The organism is Pseudobdellovibrionaceae bacterium, from assembly GCA_020635075.1.
Lineage (GTDB): Bacteria > Bdellovibrionota > Bdellovibrionia > Bdellovibrionales > UBA1609 > JADZEO01.
Window position 1 is genome coordinate 1,606,972 of the sequence record JACKAM010000001.1, and the last position, 20,757, is coordinate 1,627,728.

Here is a 20,757-nt window from a genome sequence, read left to right on the forward strand (position 1 = left end):
TGAGGCTCACTGAGCGGGGTTAGCTGGCCATCAGTTCCGATGGTGCTCTATCAATTAAATGGCTGACGAAGCGATCCGGGCTCTCCAAATGAGGAAAGTGGCCAGCCCGCGGAAAAATTTTAATTTCAAAATGCTCGAGCAGGGGTGACAAGGCCTCATCGATGTCGCGGGCCTTGACGATGTGATCCCTTTCGCCAAGGATCACGGTGGTAGGAATACTCACCTTGTTCAAAAGCTTTAGGCGATCCACCACCTGAACCAGATCCTGGTTGACCGCCTGCCAGGAAACCAAATCCAGCTGAGACTCCCTCTCCTCCATGTTCATAAACCACACGTCGCGATGGTTGAGATCCTGCCAAAAGTGATCGAATAAGCAGGGGTTGTGAAAGGCGATCTGCAGAGCCTGCTGCATGGGGTGATCAAAGAGCTCATGACTTTGCTCAAACAGGATCTTGAGTTGACTGGCCACAGGGATGTCTTTCAAGCGCAAAAAATCCTGAACCGACAGTTCCACCAATCTTCTTTGATAGGCATAGATATCTACGAATGGTGAAATCAACACCAGACGATCCACCTTCAGGTTTTGTGATTCCACCATTTTCAGAATTGGCAAAGTCGAAAACCCGTGAGTCACCACCCCTCTTTTGGAGTACCGAGGCAAACTGTCATTGAGAAACTGGCTGGCGGAAAACATCCAATTGTGAAAGGCGCGATCCGTAAAAAAGGTATCGCCATCGGGTCGCAGGGGCGAAGGTTCATCCCAAAAGTCCATGCGCACTTGCCCTCGGCCCAAGGCCGACGCCAACATGCTCTGGTCGGGAAGACTCGACCACCCCGGCCCACCCCCAAAATACATATAGCCACGGGCATTGGGACCGGATGATTTCATACCCCTTTATCGGTCTAGTCCAGCTCACTCTTGACGGTGCGTCATTTTTATTTTTATGAGGATTTTCAAATACTCCGCCCGATGTCTTATGCTGAAATGGAGTCCCTAAACGACACATCTGGAGGTGCCCTATGAGTCTGTTTATGAAGATCATCAATCGGGAAATTCCAGCTGATATCGTCTATGAGGACGAGGTCTGCCTCGCCTTTCGTGATATCACTCCGCAAGCTCCGGTGCATGTTTTGGTGATTCCCAAAAAGCCCATCCCTTCAATGGCTGAGGCTTCGGCAGAAGACCAATCCATTTTGGGACACTTGATGATCAAAGCCGCCCATATTGCCCAAGAGGAAGGGTTAAAGGAAGATGGCTATCGACTGGTCATCAATACCAATAAGCACGGTGGCCAGACTGTCTTTCATCTTCATGTTCATTTGTTGGGTGGAAGACAGCTGGGCTGGCCCCCGGGCTGAGCCAGAAACTCGCTCATCTCCTGCGCCCAATTGATGAGATCAATTTGCTCAGGCAAAAGTCCGCCAACGCGGTTTTCCCGTGCCAAGCGCGCAAGATCCGAGCCCTCGTCCACGTCGTAACTCATGAATCCGCTACCCACGCTACCCAAAACCTTGAGCTCACCCATCAGCGCTCGAGCAGTGGTTGATTGACTGTAGGAAATTTTATTCCAAACACTTGGAGGAATGTTTTTCCGGGCACTGAGAAAGTAAAACCCACCATCCTCAGTAAGGCCAAGGTAATAGGAATAGTTTTGACTCTCCTGCAAAAGTTCTTGCCAAACCTCCAAACTCACCTGAGGAGAGTCATTGCCGACAAAGATCACCTGCTCATGCTCTTGCCATAGCTGATCAAACACATGACTCAAACGTGCGCCGAGACTTCCTTCCCCTTGGCCCAAGCGGGGAAATCCCCGCCACAAGGGGTCCTCCAAGGCATCGGCTTCCGCCACGGCCCAAAACACATTGAGGTCCGTTTCCAATCGGGTCAGGCGGTGAAGCAAGGCCTCCATGGCAAAGGCCGAGCGCAGATGAAACTCCACGGCCCGGGCCGAACCAAGAGTTCGAGCCAAACGGGTTTTCAGTGGCGAAAATCCCGGAGTCTTCACAAAGACGGCCAGACCACATGCTGCCATTAACAGCAACTCCCTGGTGCTGCATCACCTGCAAATGCAACAGGTGGTGAACAGTCAAATAAACCAAAATGAGTAGACTCATCGCCCACCACTTCGAAGTGGTTTTTCAGTCGCGTTTGGCTCAACATCCGAGCGGTATTGCTACAAACGGCCATCGGCTTGCCGGCGATAAAGTGATGGTGATTATCCAAATCAAAAAAGTGGGGCAACTCTGGAAGTGTCCCCTTGTAGGTGGCCATTTGTCCGAAGTCCTCACAACGGTCTTCCAACTCCAGTTTGAACGCGCGAATGGTCATGGAATAAAATCTTACCATGCCGATTTTGGCTTCCACCTCTGGGTCAGAAAGGCTCATTGTGCTCGAAGAAACCACTCTAAAGTCCGGACACCCAACTTCCAGCAGCAGACGCCGGAAGTCTTCGATATACAAGGCCCCGCCAAGGCACTCGCCTAAAAGTACGGGATCTTTGGTCAGAGGCTCGGCAATCCGCCGATCGGCAAACACATCAGAGAAATAAAGCTCCCCGCCCGGCTTGAGAACGCGAAAGATCTCGCGAAACACCCGATCTTTGCTTGGCGATAGATTCAACACGCAGTTGGAGACCACCACGTCGACGGAGTTAGAAGGAATCCCCACTCCTTCCAGGTCCTCAATGTAACCTTGATGAAACTCCACATTGCTCTTTTTAAAACCAAACTGGTCCGCATGGTATTGCTGGTGACGCCTGGCCACTTCCAATTGTTCATCGGTCATGTCCACGCCAATGACCCGTCCCGACTCGCCCACAAGTTTAGACAACAAGTAACAGTCCCGCCCCGAACCGGAGCCTAAGTCTAAAACCGTGCAACCCTCTAACTGTGAGGGTATGGGTGAACCACAGCCGTAAAACCGGTCTTTCACTTCGCTGTGAATTTCCTTGATGATCGGACGCAGATGGCTCGGCACACTTTCGCCCACACAACATGCGCTGGTCTTCAGGTCCTTGTTGGTCTTTAGAACCTTCCCGTAGTAATCCTTCACTGACTCCAAAGTCGTATGATCTTGTGACACAAAGCGCTCCTTTATGGCAAAAATTCACCTATAGATTCGGCTATAAAAATCAACCTTCTCAATCCAAAGCCCCACCGCAAGAACTGCCCGCCCCAGCCGTGCAACCATAGCAATGATTGCCGAAAACAATGTCTTGATTGTGGATCTGACTCAAACTCTCCAATTCAAATACAGTTTTGGCCTGGCCCTTGACCGGCAATTCCAACATCTGGTTGAAATCACAATCAAAGAGCTGACCATCCCACCCTACGGAAAGAAGGTCCCGGCACATGACCCCCTTGGCGGCCTCACTATTGAAGTTCTGCAAAAGAAGGTTCATGTATTCCTGCTCTTTCCCCTGCCTCTGCAAGTCCCACAAAAAGCGACGAATGGGCATGTTGGCAAGAGCAAAGAGCTGATTAAAGCGAATACCGAACAATTCCTTTAGCTCCCGCTTATAGTCCACTTCCAACTTTTGCTGGGAAGGTGGCAAAAAGGCTCCCCCTGGGTTGTAAACCAGGTTCAGTAATAAATCCGAATCAGGTTGACCATAGCCCAAACCATTGAGCAGGCGAAGTCCTTCAATGCTCTTGTCGAAAACCCCTCGGCCTCGCTGCCTATCTACATTGTCTTTGGAGTAACAAGGCAAGGAGGCCACCACCTGGACCCGTTGGCTGGCTAAAAACTGAGCTGTCTCCTCTTGTCCAGGCTCAAACAATATGGTGAGATTACAGCGGTCGATCACCTCTTTGCCCATCTCCCGCAATGCCACGACAAACTGCCTGAAGTTGGGATTCATTTCCGGCGCACCACCCGTAAGATCAACTGTTTCCACCTCGGGTTGATTTTCCAATAGCACCAGGATTTGAGCCATCACCGACCAAGGCATAATCTCTGGTCGCTTGGGGCCGGCTTCCACGTGACAATGGAGACAGGCTTGATTGCACAGCTTACCCAGGTTGATTTGCAGGGTTTTGAGCGGACGCCGCTCGAGGTTCAACCCACTTACCTTCGCACAAAAGGGAGGAATCACAGAGGAAAAATCTGATGACAAAGTACTGAACTGATTTTCCACAAATTCTCCTGGAAACAAGGACATTTCGGAAACGAATTTCCTCTTCACTCAATACGGATATGCGATTGGATGGTTACATTAATTGAAAAATTAAATCTCCACCCCGGCTCCCACCCATTCAATGACTTGGGCAGACCCGTGTCAACCAAAAGGGCGCCATGACGAATCCCCTTATGCAACTTCGGAATCTGGGTCTTCGAGTCGGGAGTCAATCAAATGTCCAAAGCGCTCCAAAAACTGGGACTGCTTGGATTGACTGGAAAAATAGGAAGGAGAAGCTGCCGGACTGAGCTTATGCTGTTCCAAAAAGGCAAAGAAGTCCCTATTGAGGTCGGTGAGGTACCGGCCCGGGGGTTCAATGCGGTCTTCCACCACCAATACGGTGTAGGAACCCACCATCAAGGCAGGATACTCGGGATGCCTCTGACGCAGAAATTCCGCAAAATCATGAAGGAATCCCTGAACTTCACCAATCCCTAACTCTTCCAGGCGTCGGTAATAGGGCAACAAGTCATAGGCCACCGCCTGGAACTTATCCATATCCACCGCTACCTTCTTCTCAAGGTTCAAATAGCGCTGAAGTAAAGTCTGACTCATTCTCTCCACATGGTTTTGTTTGTGGTGGCGAATCAGATAGGTAAAGCCGACAAACAAGCCTAATCCAGTGACCCCCATACAGGCGACCAAGGAATACAGCAGATCTTCCCTGGCTTCCAACAAAGTCCAAGAGGTCAATCCACTGAATAAACCCAAACCGCAGAGATACATAATGGCCTGACGATGGTGAAAGCCCACTCCTCGCAAATGAGGAATAAAGCTGAACACTCCGGTGGAAGGCCTCGATCCTCCCGACCAATTCCAACCGGAAATGGATTCAACCAAAGGCATGGCCATGAGGAGCACCCACAGAATTAAGTCCCGTCCTCCTGAGCCACTCAGTTCCAGTGTCAGGGAATTGGTCGCTAGCCAAAACCCCAGCCAACCAGCTCCCCAGGAATCCACGTCGTCTTGCTTTTTCACGACGGACCACAAGCCATTGGCCACAACCAAAGAGGCAAACCATAGATACTGATCCGCGCTCTGAATCGAACCAGAAAGGAAGGAAAGATTGAGCAGGCCCACCAGCATCCACCAGGAGGCTGCCCCACGAAAACAAACCAGTCGGGAAAAGCCTGTCGTCACCAAGGCCACCAAACCAGCCGTCAACATAACCGAAGGAACTTCGGGCAGGGCAAGACGATCGAGAAAACTCACTTCACCCTGAAGACCAACCCCCGCCAACAGCCAACTCAGAGCCAAAAAAATACTTTGACCTGGAAACTCGCCTCGCCTTTCTCGCAGCCAATGAGTTGCCAGGTAGGGTGCAAAGGCAAAAACCAAATAAGCATTTTGTTCATTGCCCATCATCAGACCCTGCAGACCTACGGCCAGCAGGAGAGCAAAGGTCCCGATGCGACCCTTATGTTCTCCCCAGGAAATCACATGCAGAACTCTAAGGTAGGGCAACAGCCACCTTAAACAAAGAACTAGACCCGCGCTTGCAAGGCAAACCAGGGCGAACTGGGCATCCATAATAGAGTCCATCCTTTCCTAGTCGTCGGAAGCCAGCGGAAACTTGACGTTAACTGAAATTGAGTTTCAAAATGGGACGGCAAAGCCAAATGCTGAAGAATTCCCAAATGAGACGCCCCTCTTTAGTCCTCAAACAAAATCCTTCTAGTGTGACTCGGATCAAGATAAATAAAATAAATATGTTTATTCTCCAGTCGCCGCGCGAAATGATCGATACATAAACATCATGCCTTCATCGACACCAGATTCGGGTTCACATTTTGATCTGTTTCAACAGCTCTCTTTGTCTGTTGAGTTCTACAGCGGAGACTTTGATGCCTTTGCGGCCAAGCTCTGCGCCAGTACCTCCACCACGCTTGGAGTGTTGCGGGCCAGAGTGTGGACGATTGATACAGATCTCCGGGTTCTCAAACGCGTCTGTGGCAACTGCCAAATTCCCCAAGTGGGATGCCAGGAAGAGTTTCTGCCCCTCGGCCTGGCCCAGCCCGTTTTGAGCCAACTTTTACAGAGTCGATCTCTCGTGGTCAGTGATGTGGCTCAACTATTTGGCCAATCAGAGATCTACCGCTCTTACTTTCAGCCCAATCAAGTTGGCGCCATCATCTACTCCATGATCCACTGCGGTCCAGAAATTGTTGGCGTGTTGGGCCTGGAACATTCGGGTGCACCCCGGGAGTGGACCGAGGCTGAAACCTATTTGACGGGAGTCCTGGCCGACTTGCTCGGCAATACCTATGCCCTCAGGGAGCGCAACAGACTTTTGTCGTCCCTGGAAAAGCAAAACAAGATTTTGGAAGAGAGGGTCAAAACCCGAACTCAGGACCTACAAGATGTGTTGGAAAACCAAAAAGCTTTGTTGCGCGGAATTTGCCACGACATTGCCAACTCAGTCAATGTTATCACCGCCACCTGTGAATTGATTCATCGTCGCGGAGACATGAGATTTATTGGCAAAGCCCAGACTGCTGCCGATATGATCAAAAATATGCTGCAACAAACTAGAGCCTTCTGTCTTTTCACAGACTGGGGGCAAAAACAGGCTGAGGACCAGCACTCCTTTCAACAGCCCTTGCACCTGGCAGACATTCTCGACAAGGCCCTTTTTGTCTTGGGTGACAAGGCGAGGATGAAAGGACTTGAAGTGGTCATCGACCCTTCTGTCTGTCGGGAAACCCAGGTGCTGGGTGAACCTCTGACCCTCCTCCACTCCGTCGTCTGCAACATTCTCTCCAACGCCATCAAGTTCTCACCCCAGTATGCAACCTTAGAAATCAAACAGGTGCAGAACGAAGATATGATCGGGCTTGTCGTTCGTGATTATGGTGACGGCATGTCACCCGAAAAAATCAGCGACCTTCTCAACTCCCAAACTCGGATTCAAAGTGAAGAAGGAACCTTCAGTGAGTCGGGAACGGGCTATGGTATCATCCAGGTCCGTCACTACCTGAAAAAGTTCGGTGGTGAACTCGGCATCTGTTCCTGGAAGCAGAACGTTGAAACAAAGTCTGGAACTGAAATGACTATCTGGCTGAGATCCAAAGACCACAAACAGGCTGCCGCCTAGTTCTTGTCTTTACTTACAGAGGAATTCACTTTCAGCCAAAACCCTCAAAGTGAAAGTGATATCGCCAAAACAGCACTCAGTCTTTTCACAAGTGCTGGTCACTTCCCAGCTGCGCAGTGGGTAGACCTCGTCGGAAAAGCAGGCCCTGCGCGCCTCTTCGAGACTCTGCGTCTTGGCCCTTTCAATGAGATCCGTCGTCAAGACCGGACATCTGTAAGAGTCAAAAGCCTCCGCCCCACCGATCACGACCACTGATTCCATCTCATCAGCCCAGCCAGCGGCGGAAATACTCCAGCCAAAAATCAAGATCAGGGCGGAGCCCAGGGCCCCGCCACCTTTAAGACGAAAATTCACAAATTAACCTCGCAAGGCCCGCGCCCTTTGGGGAGCCTTCCCTCCTGCCAATTGCGGCAGCCAGTTTCCAGCTACCAAGACAACAACTGAACAACCAATCCCAATCGACGCAGAGACAGCAGGATTAAACACCTGAGAGGTCAAATGAACCTGATAGAAATAAAAGCCAAAGTGAACCAAGGGACCAACGATTGCGGCGGCAAACACCACCCGGGAGGAAATCTCACGCAAGAAAATCCCGGCTGCAATGGGAACCAGCGAGGCCGCCGTCAATCCGTAAATTCCGACTTGAGCAAAGATGCCCACGAGGCGTGGTGGGTTGAGGGCCACGACGAGTGAAATCACACCCATGGCCACCAAGACATAGCGACTAACTTTGAGAGCCCACTGCTGCTTCTCCTCAACCGAGGCTCCTTTTAGGGAGTGCCGTCCGGCATATTCTAAAAACAGATCATTAGCGGCAATGGTTGAGGCTCCTACAAGAATACCATCCAAGGTGCTCATTCCGGCTGCCAACAGGGCCACACTGATGAGTACTCCTAATATTGGGCCAAAGCTTTTTGAAATATAGACGGCCATCACCGCATCTTGTGAAATGGGTTCACCAAAACGAAGGCGAGCAAAGAAACCAACCGTGAGAATCATTGCAAAAATCAAATTCACTATAGTTCCCACCGTCAAATACCGATTTACATCAGAGTCGCTCCTCAAATAAAGAGCCTTCATCAAAATGTGAGGCTGACAAACCAAACCCATGCTAATGATGAAGCTGCAAATCAATACTTCCCAAACGTTGGAAAACAGTGGACTGGCCGGATTCATGGGCTTAACCAAATTGGCATCTATAGCTGCCAGCCGATTCATCATATCCGACAAGCCGCCACCAAAATACTCATACCCTGATGCCACCAAAAGAAGGGCCACACCAATCATAATAAAACCCTGAAAAGCATTGGTGTAGGCGTGCGCGTAGGTGCCACCCAAAAAGATGTAGGAAAATACAAAGCCGACAATTATAAAGAGAGACGGCAAATACCCTATCCCCAAAGTGTGCTGCATGACCAGGGCCGAACCTTTGACGATCAAAACCACGAAGGTAATGGATAGCAATAGGTTTAAGACCGCAAAGTAGGCTCCCATCGCCGGGCTCTTGTATCTCTCCTTGATCCATTGAGGTAGGGTGAGGGCCGAAGACTTCTTCCCGTACTTGCGAAACCCACGAGAAAAAATAATGAGGGCGAGAATAACGCCCAAGGGAGAGGCCACTGCGAAATGCAGGAAAGCACTCAGTCCATGCTGATAGACAAAACCAGGATTGATGACAAATGTTGCCGTACTGGCAATGGAGGCGGAAAGAGTCAACCCCACCAACAAGGGACCCATATCCCCCTTACCCAAAGCAAAGCTGGCAAAGGATGTGGTCTTTTTCATCCCCCGCAAAGCTAACCAAATTGTTATCAGCATATAGGCTGAAAACGCCAACCAAGCGAACGTCATTTTGTCCACAATACCCCCCTATTTTTCCCTCTAAAATCCTTCTGAATTGGTACCAGTTTCCCTCTGTTTTTCAACCGCTTTTTGTGCCCGCAACGTTGCAGCTAGAACATGGCAGCGGAGTTTGACTTCGGCCATTTTACCTCTGAAAATGGGCGCTCTTTTTAAGGGGGGGTACGTAAATGACGTCTAAGATTCTCGCTTTGGTTTTGATGTTTTTTGGTCTTAATTCTCCGGCAAACGCACTGATGCAATCCTCGGCCTTTTGGTGGCCTTCTCCGCTCACCTCTACGGCGGGTTTAGCCAAGGGAAGCTTTAACAATGCTGCCGGTAGCAGGGACTATTTGCTATTTAGCCCCAGCACCCCTCCCGACCGCAGTCAGGCAGGTTTGGTCGTAGTTCTTCATGGTTGTTTTCAAACTGGTCAGCAAATGGCCGATGGCACGGGATTTAACGCACTTGCTGAGGAAAAGGGCCTTTATATCCTCTATCCCGAACAGACCTATGCTGCCAACCCATGGAAATGCTGGAACTGGTTTGAAATGGAGAACCTACAAAGGGACACAGGAGAGTTATCAATCCTCTCGGGAATGACCAGAGAGATCATGAACGAAAAAAATATCCCCGCCAGTCGCGTTTTTGTGACCGGCTTGTCGGCCGGCGCAGGAATGGCGTCCAATCTGCTGGCCTGCTACTCCGATTTGTTTAGCGGTGCGGCCATCCACAGCGGATTGGAATACATGGCGGCCACCAATGAACAGGAGGCCCACGATGTTCTTAAGACCGGTTCTTCACGGGATGTGAATGAAACGGGTGAAACTGCTTTCAAATGCTCCCCTAACCGGCAGGCCCCACTCAAAGTGATGACCATCCACGGAACCAAAGATCCCTTTGTCAATACAGTCAACTCAGATCGAGTGATCGACCAATTCATCCAGGTAAATGACTTTATTGACGACGGCAGGGACAACAACTCATTTAAGACCTCTATTCAGGAAACCCGCATTCCTAATGAAGCCTCCAAGTACCCTGCCCGGGTGGAAACCTACTTCCACAAAAAACGCCCCTATATGCAGAAGATTTGGGTGGAAGGTATGGGTCATGGCTGGAGTGGTGGTTCACCTGTGGCCCCCTATATGGACCCTCGGGGTGTCAATGTGAGCAAAGAGATTGTAGATTTCTTCTTCTAGGTACCCTCAGGTGCCAGGTTCTGAAAATGCGTCTTGATGCGATAAAAAAAGAGGGACTTGTTTCCCTCTTTTTTTATCGCATCAAGACGCATTTTCGGAACCTGCCACCTTGTAAAGAATCCACGAGGGGCGACAGAGCCTCGACCGGACACCCAAGACCCATTAGAACCTCCCATACCGGGAGGTTTTTTTATGCGTCGATTGGTCCTTTCTCTATTTGCCCTTTTCATTGGTTTACATCTTGGAACCAAGGCCTCGGCCGAAAGAGTCTTTTCCTCAGCTCAAACGGTTGAAGAGCTGAGGCGCCAAATCTCAGGTATCGAGCCTCAGCTGTCTCCCTCCTGGTCCAACGATGTTCTTAATGCCGATGACTATCTAAAACCCATGAGTTGTTTGGGATACTATGGCCCAATTGGCCCCTACGGAGTGATCTCTCAACACGGACCGGTGGGACAAAATATTTGGAATGTGACCAAGCATTACGATATTGCCCAGGGCTGGGGGTTCTTGGCCATCATTGCCAAAGCCAATCAGGGGCCCCTAACGGAAAAAGGCCCCTTAGGCTCCACTGGAATTCTTAATTCTCAATTGTGGGCCGATCAGTACTTTCGCGGCAGTGGTTTGAACACTGAGTTCATTTCCCACCTGCGTCCCATGGGTCTATGGGGAATTCTTGGACCTGCCGGCCCTCTGGGCCCATTGGGACCCAACGGACCCCTCGGTCCTGTTGGCCCCCACGGACTCAAAAAGAATGATCTTGGTCAATGGCTGGTCACCAAAGACATCCACTGTATCCCTGACTCGGGGGACCCTTCCGTCTGTCGATCTATCGAAGTGAATTGGACTGAAGCCGGACCCACACGGCGCTATGATTTGGTGGAGTACTACAGCGAAGACTTTGCCAAGAAAATGGAAAACAACGACACCTCCTTTTTGGTCGACGGCCGCATGGAAGCCAAAGATACAGGTTGGGAAACCGACAGCTATGAGTTCACCGCTCCTGTGGACCAGGTGGTCTCTCTCACTCTACTCGCCAACTCGGCTGCTTACTTTTTCAATCAAGGGATGACCATTCTTGGTGAGGCCGCCTGGGCTCCAGGATCACAACGTTATGAAATCCCAACCAGTGTTTGGGTTCCTAACGCTTTTAATCCCTTTATTGGTTTGGTCCTACCCTACAAACACGATGAGCACTTCGATAACTTTGATCTCACGGTTGAGGTCAAAACTCCACGAGCCAGGAAGTGGACCAAGCTGGAAACCAAAAGCAAGGACATAGTCGACTGGATGCAAGTCAAAGTCACAAAGGGCACTAAACTTCGCGCAACCATAAGCCTGCAGCAAGCCTGGACAAGCCAATGGGTGGATCGCTCTTGTCAGCTCAACAAGTACGCCTGCCCACCCCCTTATCGACTAGTGGTGACCGGCAGCACACCTGAATTGAGCCAAGAGGACGTTTTTACCGGACCCTATCGCCTGAAGTACTAATCCATGACCAGTCCTAAGCTTCAAACCCAAACCAATGAGTGGGGACAAAGACCATTTCGCCTTTGGCTCCCAGAAAATCAAGCCCCACAGTTTTTGCTCACCGCCCTACACGGCTGTTTTATGGATTCGGCACGCATGGCCGATGACACAAACTTGGCAGATTTGGTTCTTCCCATGGGGGGAGCTCTGCTTTGCCCCCAACAGGATCGACAGGCCAATGAATGGATGGGGTGGAATTGGTTCTTGCCGGAAAACCAAAAGACTAATGGGGTTGGCGAAACTGTTCTCCTGCGCCAACTCATCACCGACACACTCTTTCAACTGAAGCTCTCGCGGGAGGCTTCGGCCCTGGTGGGTATTTCCGCCGGATCGGCCATGGCCACCAACCTGGTGTTCAATAGCCCCCAACTTTTTAAGTGTGTGGTGCTGATTGCAGGACCGGCCTTTGCCTGTGCTCGTTCGGCGGAAGAAGGTCTTCAGGCTATGCAGTCGGGACCAGTGCAAAAAATCGATCTACCCAACCAACAGACCCTGCCACCAACATTGGTCATTCACGGAGAGAAGGACTCGGTTGTTCACGCAAGTCACTTGGCTGAACTCAAATCCCAGTGGTTACAGGTGTGGGGCAAAAACGGCTTTGACGAAAAACTCACCGAAACAGACTTCAGTTGGTGTGAGCAATTAATTCACCAAGGGCAACTCTTTTTCACTTCTCACTTGGTCAAAGACATGGGCCATGCCTGGCCGGGAGGAAAACCCGGTTGTGATTTTATGTCGCCACCACACTCCGAAGGCATGCAAATCATAGGCGACTTTCTTAAATCGGCGTGGAATCGAGAGCCCGTTTAAGTATTTTCCCGGTGTCGCCTTTAGGTAACTCACTGGAAAACTGAAAGTACTTGGGCACTTTAAATTTTGCCAAGCCGGCAAGACAACGACTGCGAAGCTCGTCTGCAGTGTGGCTCTCCCCTGGTTGCATAACAACAAAGGCTTTGCCCACTTCGCCCCACTGGTCGTCGGCGACACCAATCACCGCTGCTTCCAAAACTCCATCAAGTGAGCGAATGAACTTTTCCACTTCAACTGGATAAACGTTTTCACCGCCACTGATGTACATATCTTTTTTTCGTCCAACGACGTAATGAAAGCCCTCTTCATCAAAACGCACCAGATCTCCGGTGTGGAGCCATCCATCGCGAATGGTCTGAGCTGTCGCCTCAGGGTTGTTCCAATATCCGGGGGTGCAGGCTGGTCCACGCAAACAGAGTTCACCAATTTCCCCAGCGAGAACTGACCGATTCTCCTCGTCCACCACTTTGGTTTCTACATAAAAGTTGGCGAAACCAATTGAGCCAATTTTGGATTCACTGTGCTCCTCATTGAGGGAAAAAACATTGGGTCCATACTCGGTCAAACCATATCCCTGGCGAATGGGGATTCCCTTGGCCTGCCACTTGTGAATGGCTTCAATAGGCATGGGTTCACCACCAACGATGGCGTAACGAATAGAAGACAAGTCGACGGACTCAAAACTACTTGAACGCGCCATCATCTCCATGGTGGTGGGTACTCCAAATAGAATCGATACTTTGTCCTCCTGACAAACACTCAGCACCTGATCGGCCTCGAACTTGGAAAGAAAAATCAGTTTGCCACCTTTGTGTATCAAAGGAGTGGTAAGCACATTCCAACCACCGGTGTGGAAAAAAGGCAAAAACACCAAGCTCACATCCTGATCAGTAAGGCTAAGACGCAAACTGGTGTTCACGGAATTCCAGAAAATCATTTTGTGAGTGATGATGGCGCCCTTGGGAAACCCCGTGGTCCCCGAGGTGTAAAGAATCATCACTGGCGATTCAAAATTTCCGGCCATCATCAATGGTTTCTCGGGCAAGGGCTCATCTTGCCAACTGGTGATCAGGCTTTGGTAGCTACAGATGCTGATTTCCTGACTCAACTCCAACTCTTTGGCCAAACCAGAGAAGGCTTCATCCATAATCAGAACTTTGGCACCACTATCATTGACGATGTGGCTCACTTCACGGGCGGTAAGACGAAAATTCACCGGAACAAGAATGGCACCAAGACGTTGTAAGGCAAAAAACAGAAATAAGGTTTCCACCTTGTTGGTGGCCACCAAGGCCACGCGGTCACCTTCACCAATGTTCTGTTCGCGGCTCAAAGCCCTGGCGATTTTTTGCGAATGTTCCCACATGTGGCGATAGGTGTACTCTGCACCGGTCTCAGCCACCTTGACCACCACCCGATCAGGAGCGTAGCGGTTCCAGCGATTGAGCCAGTCGATCTCAATTTTTTCCATTTCGTCCTGCGCCCGGTGTCTCATGTGTCGTAAGCCCACTCCAGCGCCGTGGCGGCCATGGTCATGCCGCCACCCGAACTCAAAAGAAGAACCAAGTCGCCCTTCTTAAGTTTATGTTGTTCGGCGGCATCCGCCAGGGCCATGGGAATGCAGGCACTTCCAGTGTATCCATATCGATCCATGATATTGTGAGCGAGTTCCTGAGACACACCTAAGGTTTCCATGGTTTGCCGAATACTGCCGATGTTGATTTGGGTGAAAAAGAAGTGTTTCACATCGCTCAGTGGACGCTGAATCCGATCCAACAACGTGTGAGCCATGCGCGGCCAGTGAGTGGGATTGGTTTCCAAGGGAATCTTTTTGGTGAACTGCAGTTTGTGCATCTTGCTGGCGATGGCCTCATCACTGATCGGAGTGCGGGTGCCTCCCGCATAGATTCCCATGTAATCATGGTACTGACCGTCGCTATAGAGAACGGTGCTCATCACACCCGGCTGATCTTCAACCGCTTTAAGTACTACCGCACCCGCCCCATCGGCGAACAAAGTGGCAATCTTAAAGTCATCCCAGTCCAGATACTTGCTCATGCCGTAGGCCCCAACCACCAGGATATGACGGTAGCGGTTGTCGGACTGAATATACTTGGTGCCCACATCTAAAGCTGTCACAAATCCCGCACAGGCGGTGTTGAGATCAAAACATCCGGCGTTTTTCGCCTGCAGCCGATATTGCAGAACACTGGCCGTCGATGGCGACACATAGTCGGGGGTGTCTGTCGAAACAATAATGAGATCCAAATCCTCGGAGGTGATTCCTGCCGTCTGCATAGCCCTTTCGGCCGCAGGCAGAATCAGGTCACTGGTGGCCTGATCTTCACTCATCAGATGACGTTGGTAGATGTTGCGGTTTTCCCGCAAAAAGGAGTCCACATCCATGCCGTACTTTTCGTTGTAAACTGAGTTGGGAACAACATTCTCTGGAGCGTAAATCCCGGTACCCAAAATTGCTGCTTGAGCCATCAAATCCCCCTCGGTGGCCGTCATGCTGATTTCAAGGATCTCCAATCAAGCATCAGCCCAATGCCCTGCGCAAGTCATTTTTGCGAAAATTCGCTGGATGACGCAGCCGATCCTGTGACACATAAATAGAGCATTAATCGCCCTCACAACGGGCAAAAGGAGTTGCATCATGAATTTGAAGTTTGATTTCGCTGGTCGTCATGCATTGGTCACCGGCGGAGCACAGGGAATTGGCTTTCACATCACCCGACTGTTTTTGCAGGCCGGTGGCATTGTCACTGTATGGGATTATTCATCCGAGGCTCTCGCACAAGCCGAAAAGGAGCTGAGCCAGTACAAGGATCGTCTTCACCTGCAACAAGTGGATGTGGGCGATCGTCCGAGCTGTCAGACCGCTGCCACAGCACTGACCTCCGACATTCATATTTTGATTAACAACGCGGGCATCACACGCGACAAGTCATTCAGCAAAATGTCAGACGAGGAGTTTGATGCCGTCATTCGCACCAACCTCACTGGCCTCTACAATGTGACCAAGGCGGCCATGCCCCGCTTCAACGAGTCCTCAACTGACAAACGAATTATCAACATGGCCAGTGTCGTGGCCCTGTATGGCAACTTCGGCCAAACCAATTACGTGGCCGCCAAAGCCGGAGTGATTGGTTTAACCAAAACTTGGGCTCGGGAGTTTTCGCGCAAAGGTTTTACCGTCAATGCGGTGGCCCCTGGCTTTACCCTTACCAAGATGGTGAAGGCCATGCCCCAAGAAGTCACCGACTCCATCGCCGCAAAAATTCCCGTCGGTCGCCTGGGCGATCCGGATGATATTGCCAATGCCTGTTTATTTCTGGCCACCCAGGAAGCGGGTTACATCAACGGTACCACCATCAGCGTCGATGGCGGACTGGTCTGTTAAACGGACCTCGGTATCAGCTACCAATAGGAAAAGAGATCATAGGCGACGGCCCGCCCCTTTCCTGGCCGTCGCTTGAGAAACCCTTTTTGCTCTAGATCTGCCAAATCTCGTTTGGCTGTTTCCCGACTCACTTTAGTCATCGACACATATTTTCGGTTGGTCAGTCCCCCTTCAAAACCATGGGGGCCGGCTTCCAAGAGTTTTTTCACCACCTTTAACTGCCTGCCATTGAGCTCCAGTTGAGAGTGGTCTTGCCAAAACTTGGCCACCTGAACAGCCAAATCAATGGATGATTGGGAGGCATGGAGAGCCCTCTTAAACAAATCCAGATACCAAACCAACCAGGCGGTGATGTCACAGTCTCCTTTTTGGCTTTTTTCTAAAATGTCATAGTACTGTTTCCGGTTCTGCAAGATCTGAGATGAAAGACTGTAAAGACGGCGCCCCGTTTGCTCATCTTGAGCGAGAGCCATATCGGTGATGGTTCTTGCTAAACGCCCGTTACCATCATCAAATGGATGAATGGAAACGAACCAGAAATGAGCAATGCCTGCGCGAAGAATCCCATCCACTTTCCCCTGTGATGATTTCCACCACTTAAAAAACGCCTTCATTTCCTTGCCCACTTCGGCAGAGGGAGGGGCCTGGTAATGAACCTTCTCTTTACCTGCCTGACCCGAGATCACTTGCATAGGTTCCTTATGATCTCTCCATTTGCCCACCTTGATTTTGTGAATTCCAGAATAGCCGGTAGGAAAGAGCCCCGCATGCCATGAAAAAAGACGAGTTTGATTGAGCTCCTTGTTGTAGTTGGTCGTCGCATCCAGTAAGGCCTCCACCAACCCATCGATATGGCGTGGTGGCAATGCCATTCCAGCCGTAGACAATCCAAGTCTTCTGGCAACTGAGGATCGAATATCCGTCTTGTTGAGTTTCTCCCCTTCGATGGCGGAGGTGGTAAAGGCTTCTTCGACCAGAACACTTGACTGCTGTTCAATCCCCATGAAATCCGCTTTGCCAATCACCTGCCCTTGGGCTTGTCTGGCCTGAGCAAGGAGGTTAATCAGCTGGTTAGAATCAAATGTGAAGTTGGGCCACCCCTTTCTCTGCCATATATAATGACCCATTTGACCTCCTTTTATGGGTCAATTTATGACCCAATTACTCCTTCTTAATTGGGTCATAAATTGACCCAATTGTAAAGGGAATTGGGTCAGAACTAGCCTGTAAAGCCTTTGGAGTCTTCAGAGCATTTTAAAATAGTCCAAACATTCTTCATAGTTACCGGAAAAGACGGGATTGGCCCCCTTGCGCTCCATGGAATGGCCGTAAAGGGGATCATAGTAGTTTACCAGCAAAAACCCAATCCACTGTAGGTGGTCTTCCACATCGCCGGTGGAGAAGGCCCGGTCGATTTGCGTGAGGACTTCATCTGTCCTCACTCCCCCAAGCTTACGACGAATTCTCTCGGTGCAGGATTTCATGTGAACCCGTAAGACTTCGGACTCCTCTCCTGATACCAAAGGGGCGGAGATGTATTCCATAAAGATATTATGCGCCCTTTCTCGAACCGAGACCTCCAACAAGACGAATGGACAACGAGCCATATGCTCGTACATACCGTTGGGGAGACTGATTCGCCCAATTCGCCGACTCTCATCTTCGACGATCAGTTCCTTCCCCTGTGCCGCTGACAAAGACAAGGCCAAATGATTTTCAAAGTCCATTTGGCAAGGTTGAGATTCACGCGGCAAGAGACCAAAGGCACTTCCACGGTGTCGCGCCAAACCTTCCAAATCAAGTTTGTTATTTAGTTCTGCCAATAAGCGGGTTTTACCCGAACCCGTCATGCCACCCAAAACCAGCATCGGGGGTAGGTCCCCCAAGGCCCTTAGGGCCTGACGCCGGAGACCTTTAAATCCCCCCTCAACTCGAAGGGGGTGGGCACCCGCCTCTGCCATCCATTGACTGGCAATTTTGGAACGCAATCCTCCCCGCCAACAGAAAACCAACAACTCCTGGGCTTGCTCTTCACATTGGGCGGCCACTTGCAGCCAAGATTTGGCAAGACCACCCTTGATGGGCTCAACCAGTTGATGTCCCAACTCTATCGCTTTAGGCTGCCCTTTTTGCTTGTAGCACAGACCCACCTGATGTCGGTGCTCATCGTTGAGAATGGGAATATTCGCCACCAGGGGAAAGCTGCCCTTGGCGAATTCCCCCTGAGAGCGCACGTCGATGGCCGGGCAGGGTGACGCCTGTTGCAATCGCTGACTCAAGATTTTATACGCCTCGGCGGCTGAAAGACTGGAAGTCAAAATGGCCCCTTTCCAAACGACCTTGATTGGGCCTTTTATCCCTTCACCACTTATCAATCAACAGGGAGGCTTCTTATTTTTTCTCGGTTTTAAAATGGCGGGGGGCGCTCCAGGCAGAGACGTTCTTGCCGGCTTCGGAGCGCAGTCTCCAGAATATCTCACCATCAAAGTCATCGCTGCTGAGAACCAATTGGGTCTGCTCAATGACCTTCTCGTCTGAGATCTCGGCAAAATCCGCACTGGAGGAGAATTGAATCCGATAGCTCTGTGCCTTGTCCACCTCCGACCAGCCAAAGGCCACCGGATTTGAACCCGAACCAAAGCTAATGATCGTCAGGCCATTTTCAGGACGAACGACCTTGGGAGAGTTCAGCTTGAGCTGCTTGACCACTTTGACCAGGCCCACGCCCGAATAGCTACTGACCTTGCGGTCTCCAACTCCAAGAGCAGCCACTTTGATGTAAGTCGATCCCTCCTGGAATTTGTAATCTAATTTTGCTTCCTTAACCTTGAGCACCTCTCCCTCTTCCAGGCTCCCGTCAGAGCCCAACACGACTTCGTAGCCAAGGGCACGGGGAAGCGGGTCCCATCCCCACTGGTGTTGAACCTCATCGCCATCAGAGGGACTCAATGTGGTTTCTTTTTTGACCACCGGGGCCGGTAGATCAATCAGAAAATGCCCAATCTCGCTGAAATCAGAAACGCTTTCGCCACTGCGGGCTCGAACCCGCCAGAAAAATTCCCCAGCCAGGGCATCTCGCCAGAAAGCTAAGTCACTTTTGCTCCCCAAGTATATTTTTTTGCCAGCAAACTCTTTGTTTTCGGCAATTTCAATTTCGTAGACTTCGGCCCCTTCCACTTTACTCCATTTCATTTTCGGAGCATTGGTGGGGCTCAAATTTGCCATGGAAGCTGGCGAACGATCATCCGCTTCGGGGAAATCCAACTCCAGCCTTTCATCCTCGCCACTGACCAACTCGGGCTTTGCCAGGGCTACCGTTGTTTCCGGTTTTACTTCCGGTTCCTGGGGCTTCTCCATGTTTTGACCCGCCAACTCCTGCTCGGCTTTCAGATCATCCTCAAAGGTTTCCGGTGTCCCACCCTCTGGACCTGGATTCTCCGCCAAGGGTGCAATTTCGGGAGCACCCGGCTTACGGTCCACGCCAAAGATTGTCGGCTGACTCCACCGATCGCTAATCGGAGAGGCTCCTTCGACCTTGACCCGCCAATGAAAGAGTCCCGGGGTCAATTCCACTCCGGCCAGTTTGGAGTGAACGGTGGTTTTATCGAGAACCACATCAGCAAAACTCGCATCCCTTGCCACCTGAACCCGATAACCCTCAACTCCACGCTTTTCCTGCCAGCGAAGTTCAACTTTTGCGGCTCTTCCTCCTGTCTGCAAACTAAGTCCATCATAAGGATACTCATGCAAGGGCGCCGCTTTTCTTAGCAGGGTGAACTCGCCCACGGTACTGGCTGAATTCCATTGCCCCTGGTTTTGGCCTTGAATTCTCCAGTAGTAGACGCCTTCGTCTTTCAAATCCCGAGTCAAGTAGGCTGTCGAAGGGGTTTCATCCATGACCGCGGCCTGCTCAAAGGATTCACTCTTTGAAATCTGAATCCGCTGGTTTTCTCCTGGACTCAGCACCACATCCCACTCGAACTTGAGGGCCCCACCCTCGTCCAGCCAGATGCGACGACCACCAACCGGTGCGCGCAGGGCAATGGGAATGCTTTTGGCTCGCATATCTCTGCCAGTGGTTTCCAAAGACTGCTGTGGGGTCGCCGTGCTTCCTTGATCATTGAGACGAACATCGACCTTACCCTGAAGTGGGGACACCGACAGTTTGCCATTACGATCACGACGAAAATTCACCAGATTGTCGGATCCCTTGCCTTCGACAACGGCGACAGCTCCCCCCTGCATCAAATGTAGTGATTTACCCTGAGCTAACTGAGCCCGAAAGCGGCCCAACTGAAGATCAAACAACAAGTCATTTTGACTCTTGCGAAGAATGACAAGACTGTTTGGCGAAAGAGAGATTTCACCAAATTCATCGAGTCGAATCATGGCCTCTGAGTTTTCTCCGGTAAAAATGCTATCGTTTTCATAGACAGCCTCTTCAGCCTCAACCGGTATCCATGCCAGACTTGAACTCATCCGCCTTCGGACATCTTGAGCGGCTATGGCGACAACTCCCATTGACTGGCCTTCTTCACTGGTAAAACCGGCCAGCTTGCGCAACCAACCGTCTTGCCAGAGGAGCGCGGCCGAACTCACAATGGCCACCACCGACAGCAGAACAACCCACCGGTCAGAGTGATCTAGACGTAAGTCGGACAGTTTGCGCAATTCAGCCTCCTGTTACCTACATCGAATGAATGA

At 50.8% G+C, this 20,757-nt stretch carries 18 protein-coding genes; 6 read left to right on the forward strand and 12 right to left on the reverse strand.

Features of this window, described 5'->3' with window-relative positions:
• Positions 1–19: 19 nt before the first annotated feature.
• Positions 20–889: an alpha/beta hydrolase gene (locus H6624_07020; GenBank protein MCB9084078.1), complete on the reverse strand. Its 870-nt coding sequence runs from the start codon at positions 887–889 to the stop codon at positions 20–22.
• A 131-nt stretch (positions 890–1,020) separates the two neighbouring features.
• On the opposite strand from H6624_07020, the gene H6624_07025 reads away from it, so the two are divergent.
• A complete protein-coding gene (locus H6624_07025) occupies positions 1,021–1,359 on the forward strand; it encodes a histidine triad nucleotide-binding protein (protein ID MCB9084079.1) in 339 nt (112 codons plus the stop codon).
• Here H6624_07025 and H6624_07030 read toward each other — a convergent pair.
• From H6624_07030 to H6624_07045, 4 genes are all read right to left on the reverse strand, one after another.
• The gene (locus tag H6624_07030; protein MCB9084080.1) at positions 1,317–2,033 is read right to left on the reverse strand and encodes a DUF2064 domain-containing protein; all 717 of its coding nucleotides are present in this window, start codon (positions 2,031–2,033) and stop codon (positions 1,317–1,319) included. The genes H6624_07025 and H6624_07030 overlap by 43 nt on opposite strands.
• A complete protein-coding gene (locus tag H6624_07035) occupies positions 2,033–3,082 on the reverse strand; it encodes a methyltransferase domain-containing protein (GenBank protein MCB9084081.1) in 1,050 nt (349 codons plus the stop codon). Before H6624_07035 ends, H6624_07030 begins: the two co-directional genes overlap by 1 nt.
• Positions 3,083–3,140: 58 nt before the next feature.
• Positions 3,141–4,160, reverse strand: coding sequence for an arsenosugar biosynthesis radical SAM protein ArsS (arsS, locus tag H6624_07040; GenBank protein ID MCB9084082.1), 1,020 nt, complete (start codon positions 4,158–4,160; stop codon positions 3,141–3,143).
• Positions 4,161–4,307: 147 nt separating this feature from the next.
• Complete coding sequence (locus H6624_07045; GenBank protein MCB9084083.1) at positions 4,308–5,720, reverse strand: hypothetical protein; 1,413 nt, start codon at positions 5,718–5,720, stop codon at positions 4,308–4,310.
• A gap of 214 nt (positions 5,721–5,934) precedes the next feature.
• Between H6624_07045 and H6624_07050 the strand changes: the two genes are divergently transcribed.
• Positions 5,935–7,272, forward strand: a complete 1,338-nt coding sequence (locus H6624_07050; GenBank protein ID MCB9084084.1) for a GAF domain-containing sensor histidine kinase — start codon at positions 5,935–5,937, stop codon at positions 7,270–7,272.
• A 9-nt stretch (positions 7,273–7,281) separates the two neighbouring features.
• Here the strand turns inward: H6624_07050 and H6624_07055 are convergent, their stop codons facing one another.
• Both H6624_07055 and H6624_07060 read right to left on the reverse strand, forming a co-directional pair.
• Complete coding sequence (locus H6624_07055) at positions 7,282–7,626, reverse strand: hypothetical protein (protein MCB9084085.1); 345 nt, start codon at positions 7,624–7,626, stop codon at positions 7,282–7,284.
• A gap of 3 nt (positions 7,627–7,629) precedes the next feature.
• Positions 7,630–9,132: a sodium:solute symporter family protein gene (locus tag H6624_07060; GenBank protein MCB9084086.1), complete on the reverse strand. Its 1,503-nt coding sequence runs from the start codon at positions 9,130–9,132 to the stop codon at positions 7,630–7,632.
• Positions 9,133–9,302: 170 nt separating this feature from the next.
• Between H6624_07060 and H6624_07065 the strand changes: the two genes are divergently transcribed.
• The 3 genes from H6624_07065 (at position 9,303) to H6624_07075 (ending at position 12,647) form a co-directional block, all read left to right on the forward strand.
• Positions 9,303–10,310: a PHB depolymerase family esterase gene (locus tag H6624_07065; GenBank protein MCB9084087.1), complete on the forward strand. Its 1,008-nt coding sequence runs from the start codon at positions 9,303–9,305 to the stop codon at positions 10,308–10,310.
• A gap of 192 nt (positions 10,311–10,502) precedes the next feature.
• Complete coding sequence (locus H6624_07070) at positions 10,503–11,798, forward strand: collagen-like protein (GenBank protein ID MCB9084088.1); 1,296 nt, start codon at positions 10,503–10,505, stop codon at positions 11,796–11,798.
• Between the two features lie 3 nt (positions 11,799–11,801).
• On the forward strand, positions 11,802–12,647 hold the full coding sequence (locus H6624_07075; GenBank protein MCB9084089.1) for a hypothetical protein: 846 nt from the start codon (positions 11,802–11,804) through the stop codon (positions 12,645–12,647).
• On the opposite strand, the gene H6624_07080 is transcribed toward H6624_07075, so the two are convergent.
• On the reverse strand, positions 12,616–14,109 hold the full coding sequence (locus H6624_07080; GenBank protein ID MCB9084090.1) for a long-chain fatty acid--CoA ligase: 1,494 nt from the start codon (positions 14,107–14,109) through the stop codon (positions 12,616–12,618). The genes H6624_07075 and H6624_07080 overlap by 32 nt on opposite strands.
• Before the next feature lie 29 nt (positions 14,110–14,138).
• The gene (locus H6624_07085) at positions 14,139–15,137 is read right to left on the reverse strand and encodes a ketoacyl-ACP synthase III (GenBank protein MCB9084091.1); all 999 of its coding nucleotides are present in this window, start codon (positions 15,135–15,137) and stop codon (positions 14,139–14,141) included.
• 166 nt (positions 15,138–15,303) lie between these two features.
• On the opposite strand from H6624_07085, the gene fabG reads away from it, so the two are divergent.
• A complete protein-coding gene (fabG, locus tag H6624_07090) occupies positions 15,304–16,053 on the forward strand; it encodes a 3-oxoacyl-ACP reductase FabG (GenBank protein MCB9084092.1) in 750 nt (249 codons plus the stop codon).
• Positions 16,054–16,070: 17 nt separating this feature from the next.
• Here fabG and H6624_07095 read toward each other — a convergent pair whose 3' ends face one another.
• From H6624_07095 to H6624_07105, 3 genes are all read right to left on the reverse strand, one after another.
• Positions 16,071–17,180, reverse strand: a complete 1,110-nt coding sequence (locus H6624_07095) for a Fic family protein (GenBank protein MCB9084093.1) — start codon at positions 17,178–17,180, stop codon at positions 16,071–16,073.
• Between the two features lie 117 nt (positions 17,181–17,297).
• Complete coding sequence (selU, locus tag H6624_07100) at positions 17,298–18,332, reverse strand: tRNA 2-selenouridine(34) synthase MnmH (protein ID MCB9084094.1); 1,035 nt, start codon at positions 18,330–18,332, stop codon at positions 17,298–17,300.
• A 112-nt stretch (positions 18,333–18,444) separates the two neighbouring features.
• Complete coding sequence (locus H6624_07105) at positions 18,445–20,724, reverse strand: hypothetical protein (GenBank protein MCB9084095.1); 2,280 nt, start codon at positions 20,722–20,724, stop codon at positions 18,445–18,447.
• Positions 20,725–20,757: the final 33 nt, after the last annotated feature.

Bases quoted from the DNA above. Each gene is read 5' to 3' on its own strand.
- H6624_07045 (MCB9084083.1), bottom strand. From the start codon at position 5,720: ATGGACTCTATTATGGATGCCCAGTTCGCCCTGGTTTGCCTTGCAAGC.
- H6624_07095 (MCB9084093.1), bottom strand. From the start codon at position 17,180: ATGGGTCATTATATATGGCAGAGAAAGGGGTGGCCCAACTTCACATTT.
- arsS (MCB9084082.1), bottom strand. From the start codon at position 4,160: ATGTCCTTGTTTCCAGGAGAATTTGTGGAAAATCAGTTCAGTACTTTG.
- H6624_07020 (MCB9084078.1), bottom strand. From the start codon at position 889: ATGAAATCATCCGGTCCCAATGCCCGTGGCTATATGTATTTTGGGGGT.
- H6624_07070 (MCB9084088.1), top strand. From the start codon at position 10,503: ATGCGTCGATTGGTCCTTTCTCTATTTGCCCTTTTCATTGGTTTACAT.
- H6624_07025 (MCB9084079.1), top strand. From the start codon at position 1,021: ATGAGTCTGTTTATGAAGATCATCAATCGGGAAATTCCAGCTGATATC.
- H6624_07050 (MCB9084084.1), top strand. From the start codon at position 5,935: ATGCCTTCATCGACACCAGATTCGGGTTCACATTTTGATCTGTTTCAA.
- H6624_07075 (MCB9084089.1), top strand. From the start codon at position 11,802: ATGACCAGTCCTAAGCTTCAAACCCAAACCAATGAGTGGGGACAAAGA.
- H6624_07030 (MCB9084080.1), bottom strand. From the start codon at position 2,033: ATGGCAGCATGTGGTCTGGCCGTCTTTGTGAAGACTCCGGGATTTTCG.
- H6624_07065 (MCB9084087.1), top strand. From the start codon at position 9,303: ATGACGTCTAAGATTCTCGCTTTGGTTTTGATGTTTTTTGGTCTTAAT.
- H6624_07085 (MCB9084091.1), bottom strand. From the start codon at position 15,137: ATGGCTCAAGCAGCAATTTTGGGTACCGGGATTTACGCTCCAGAGAAT.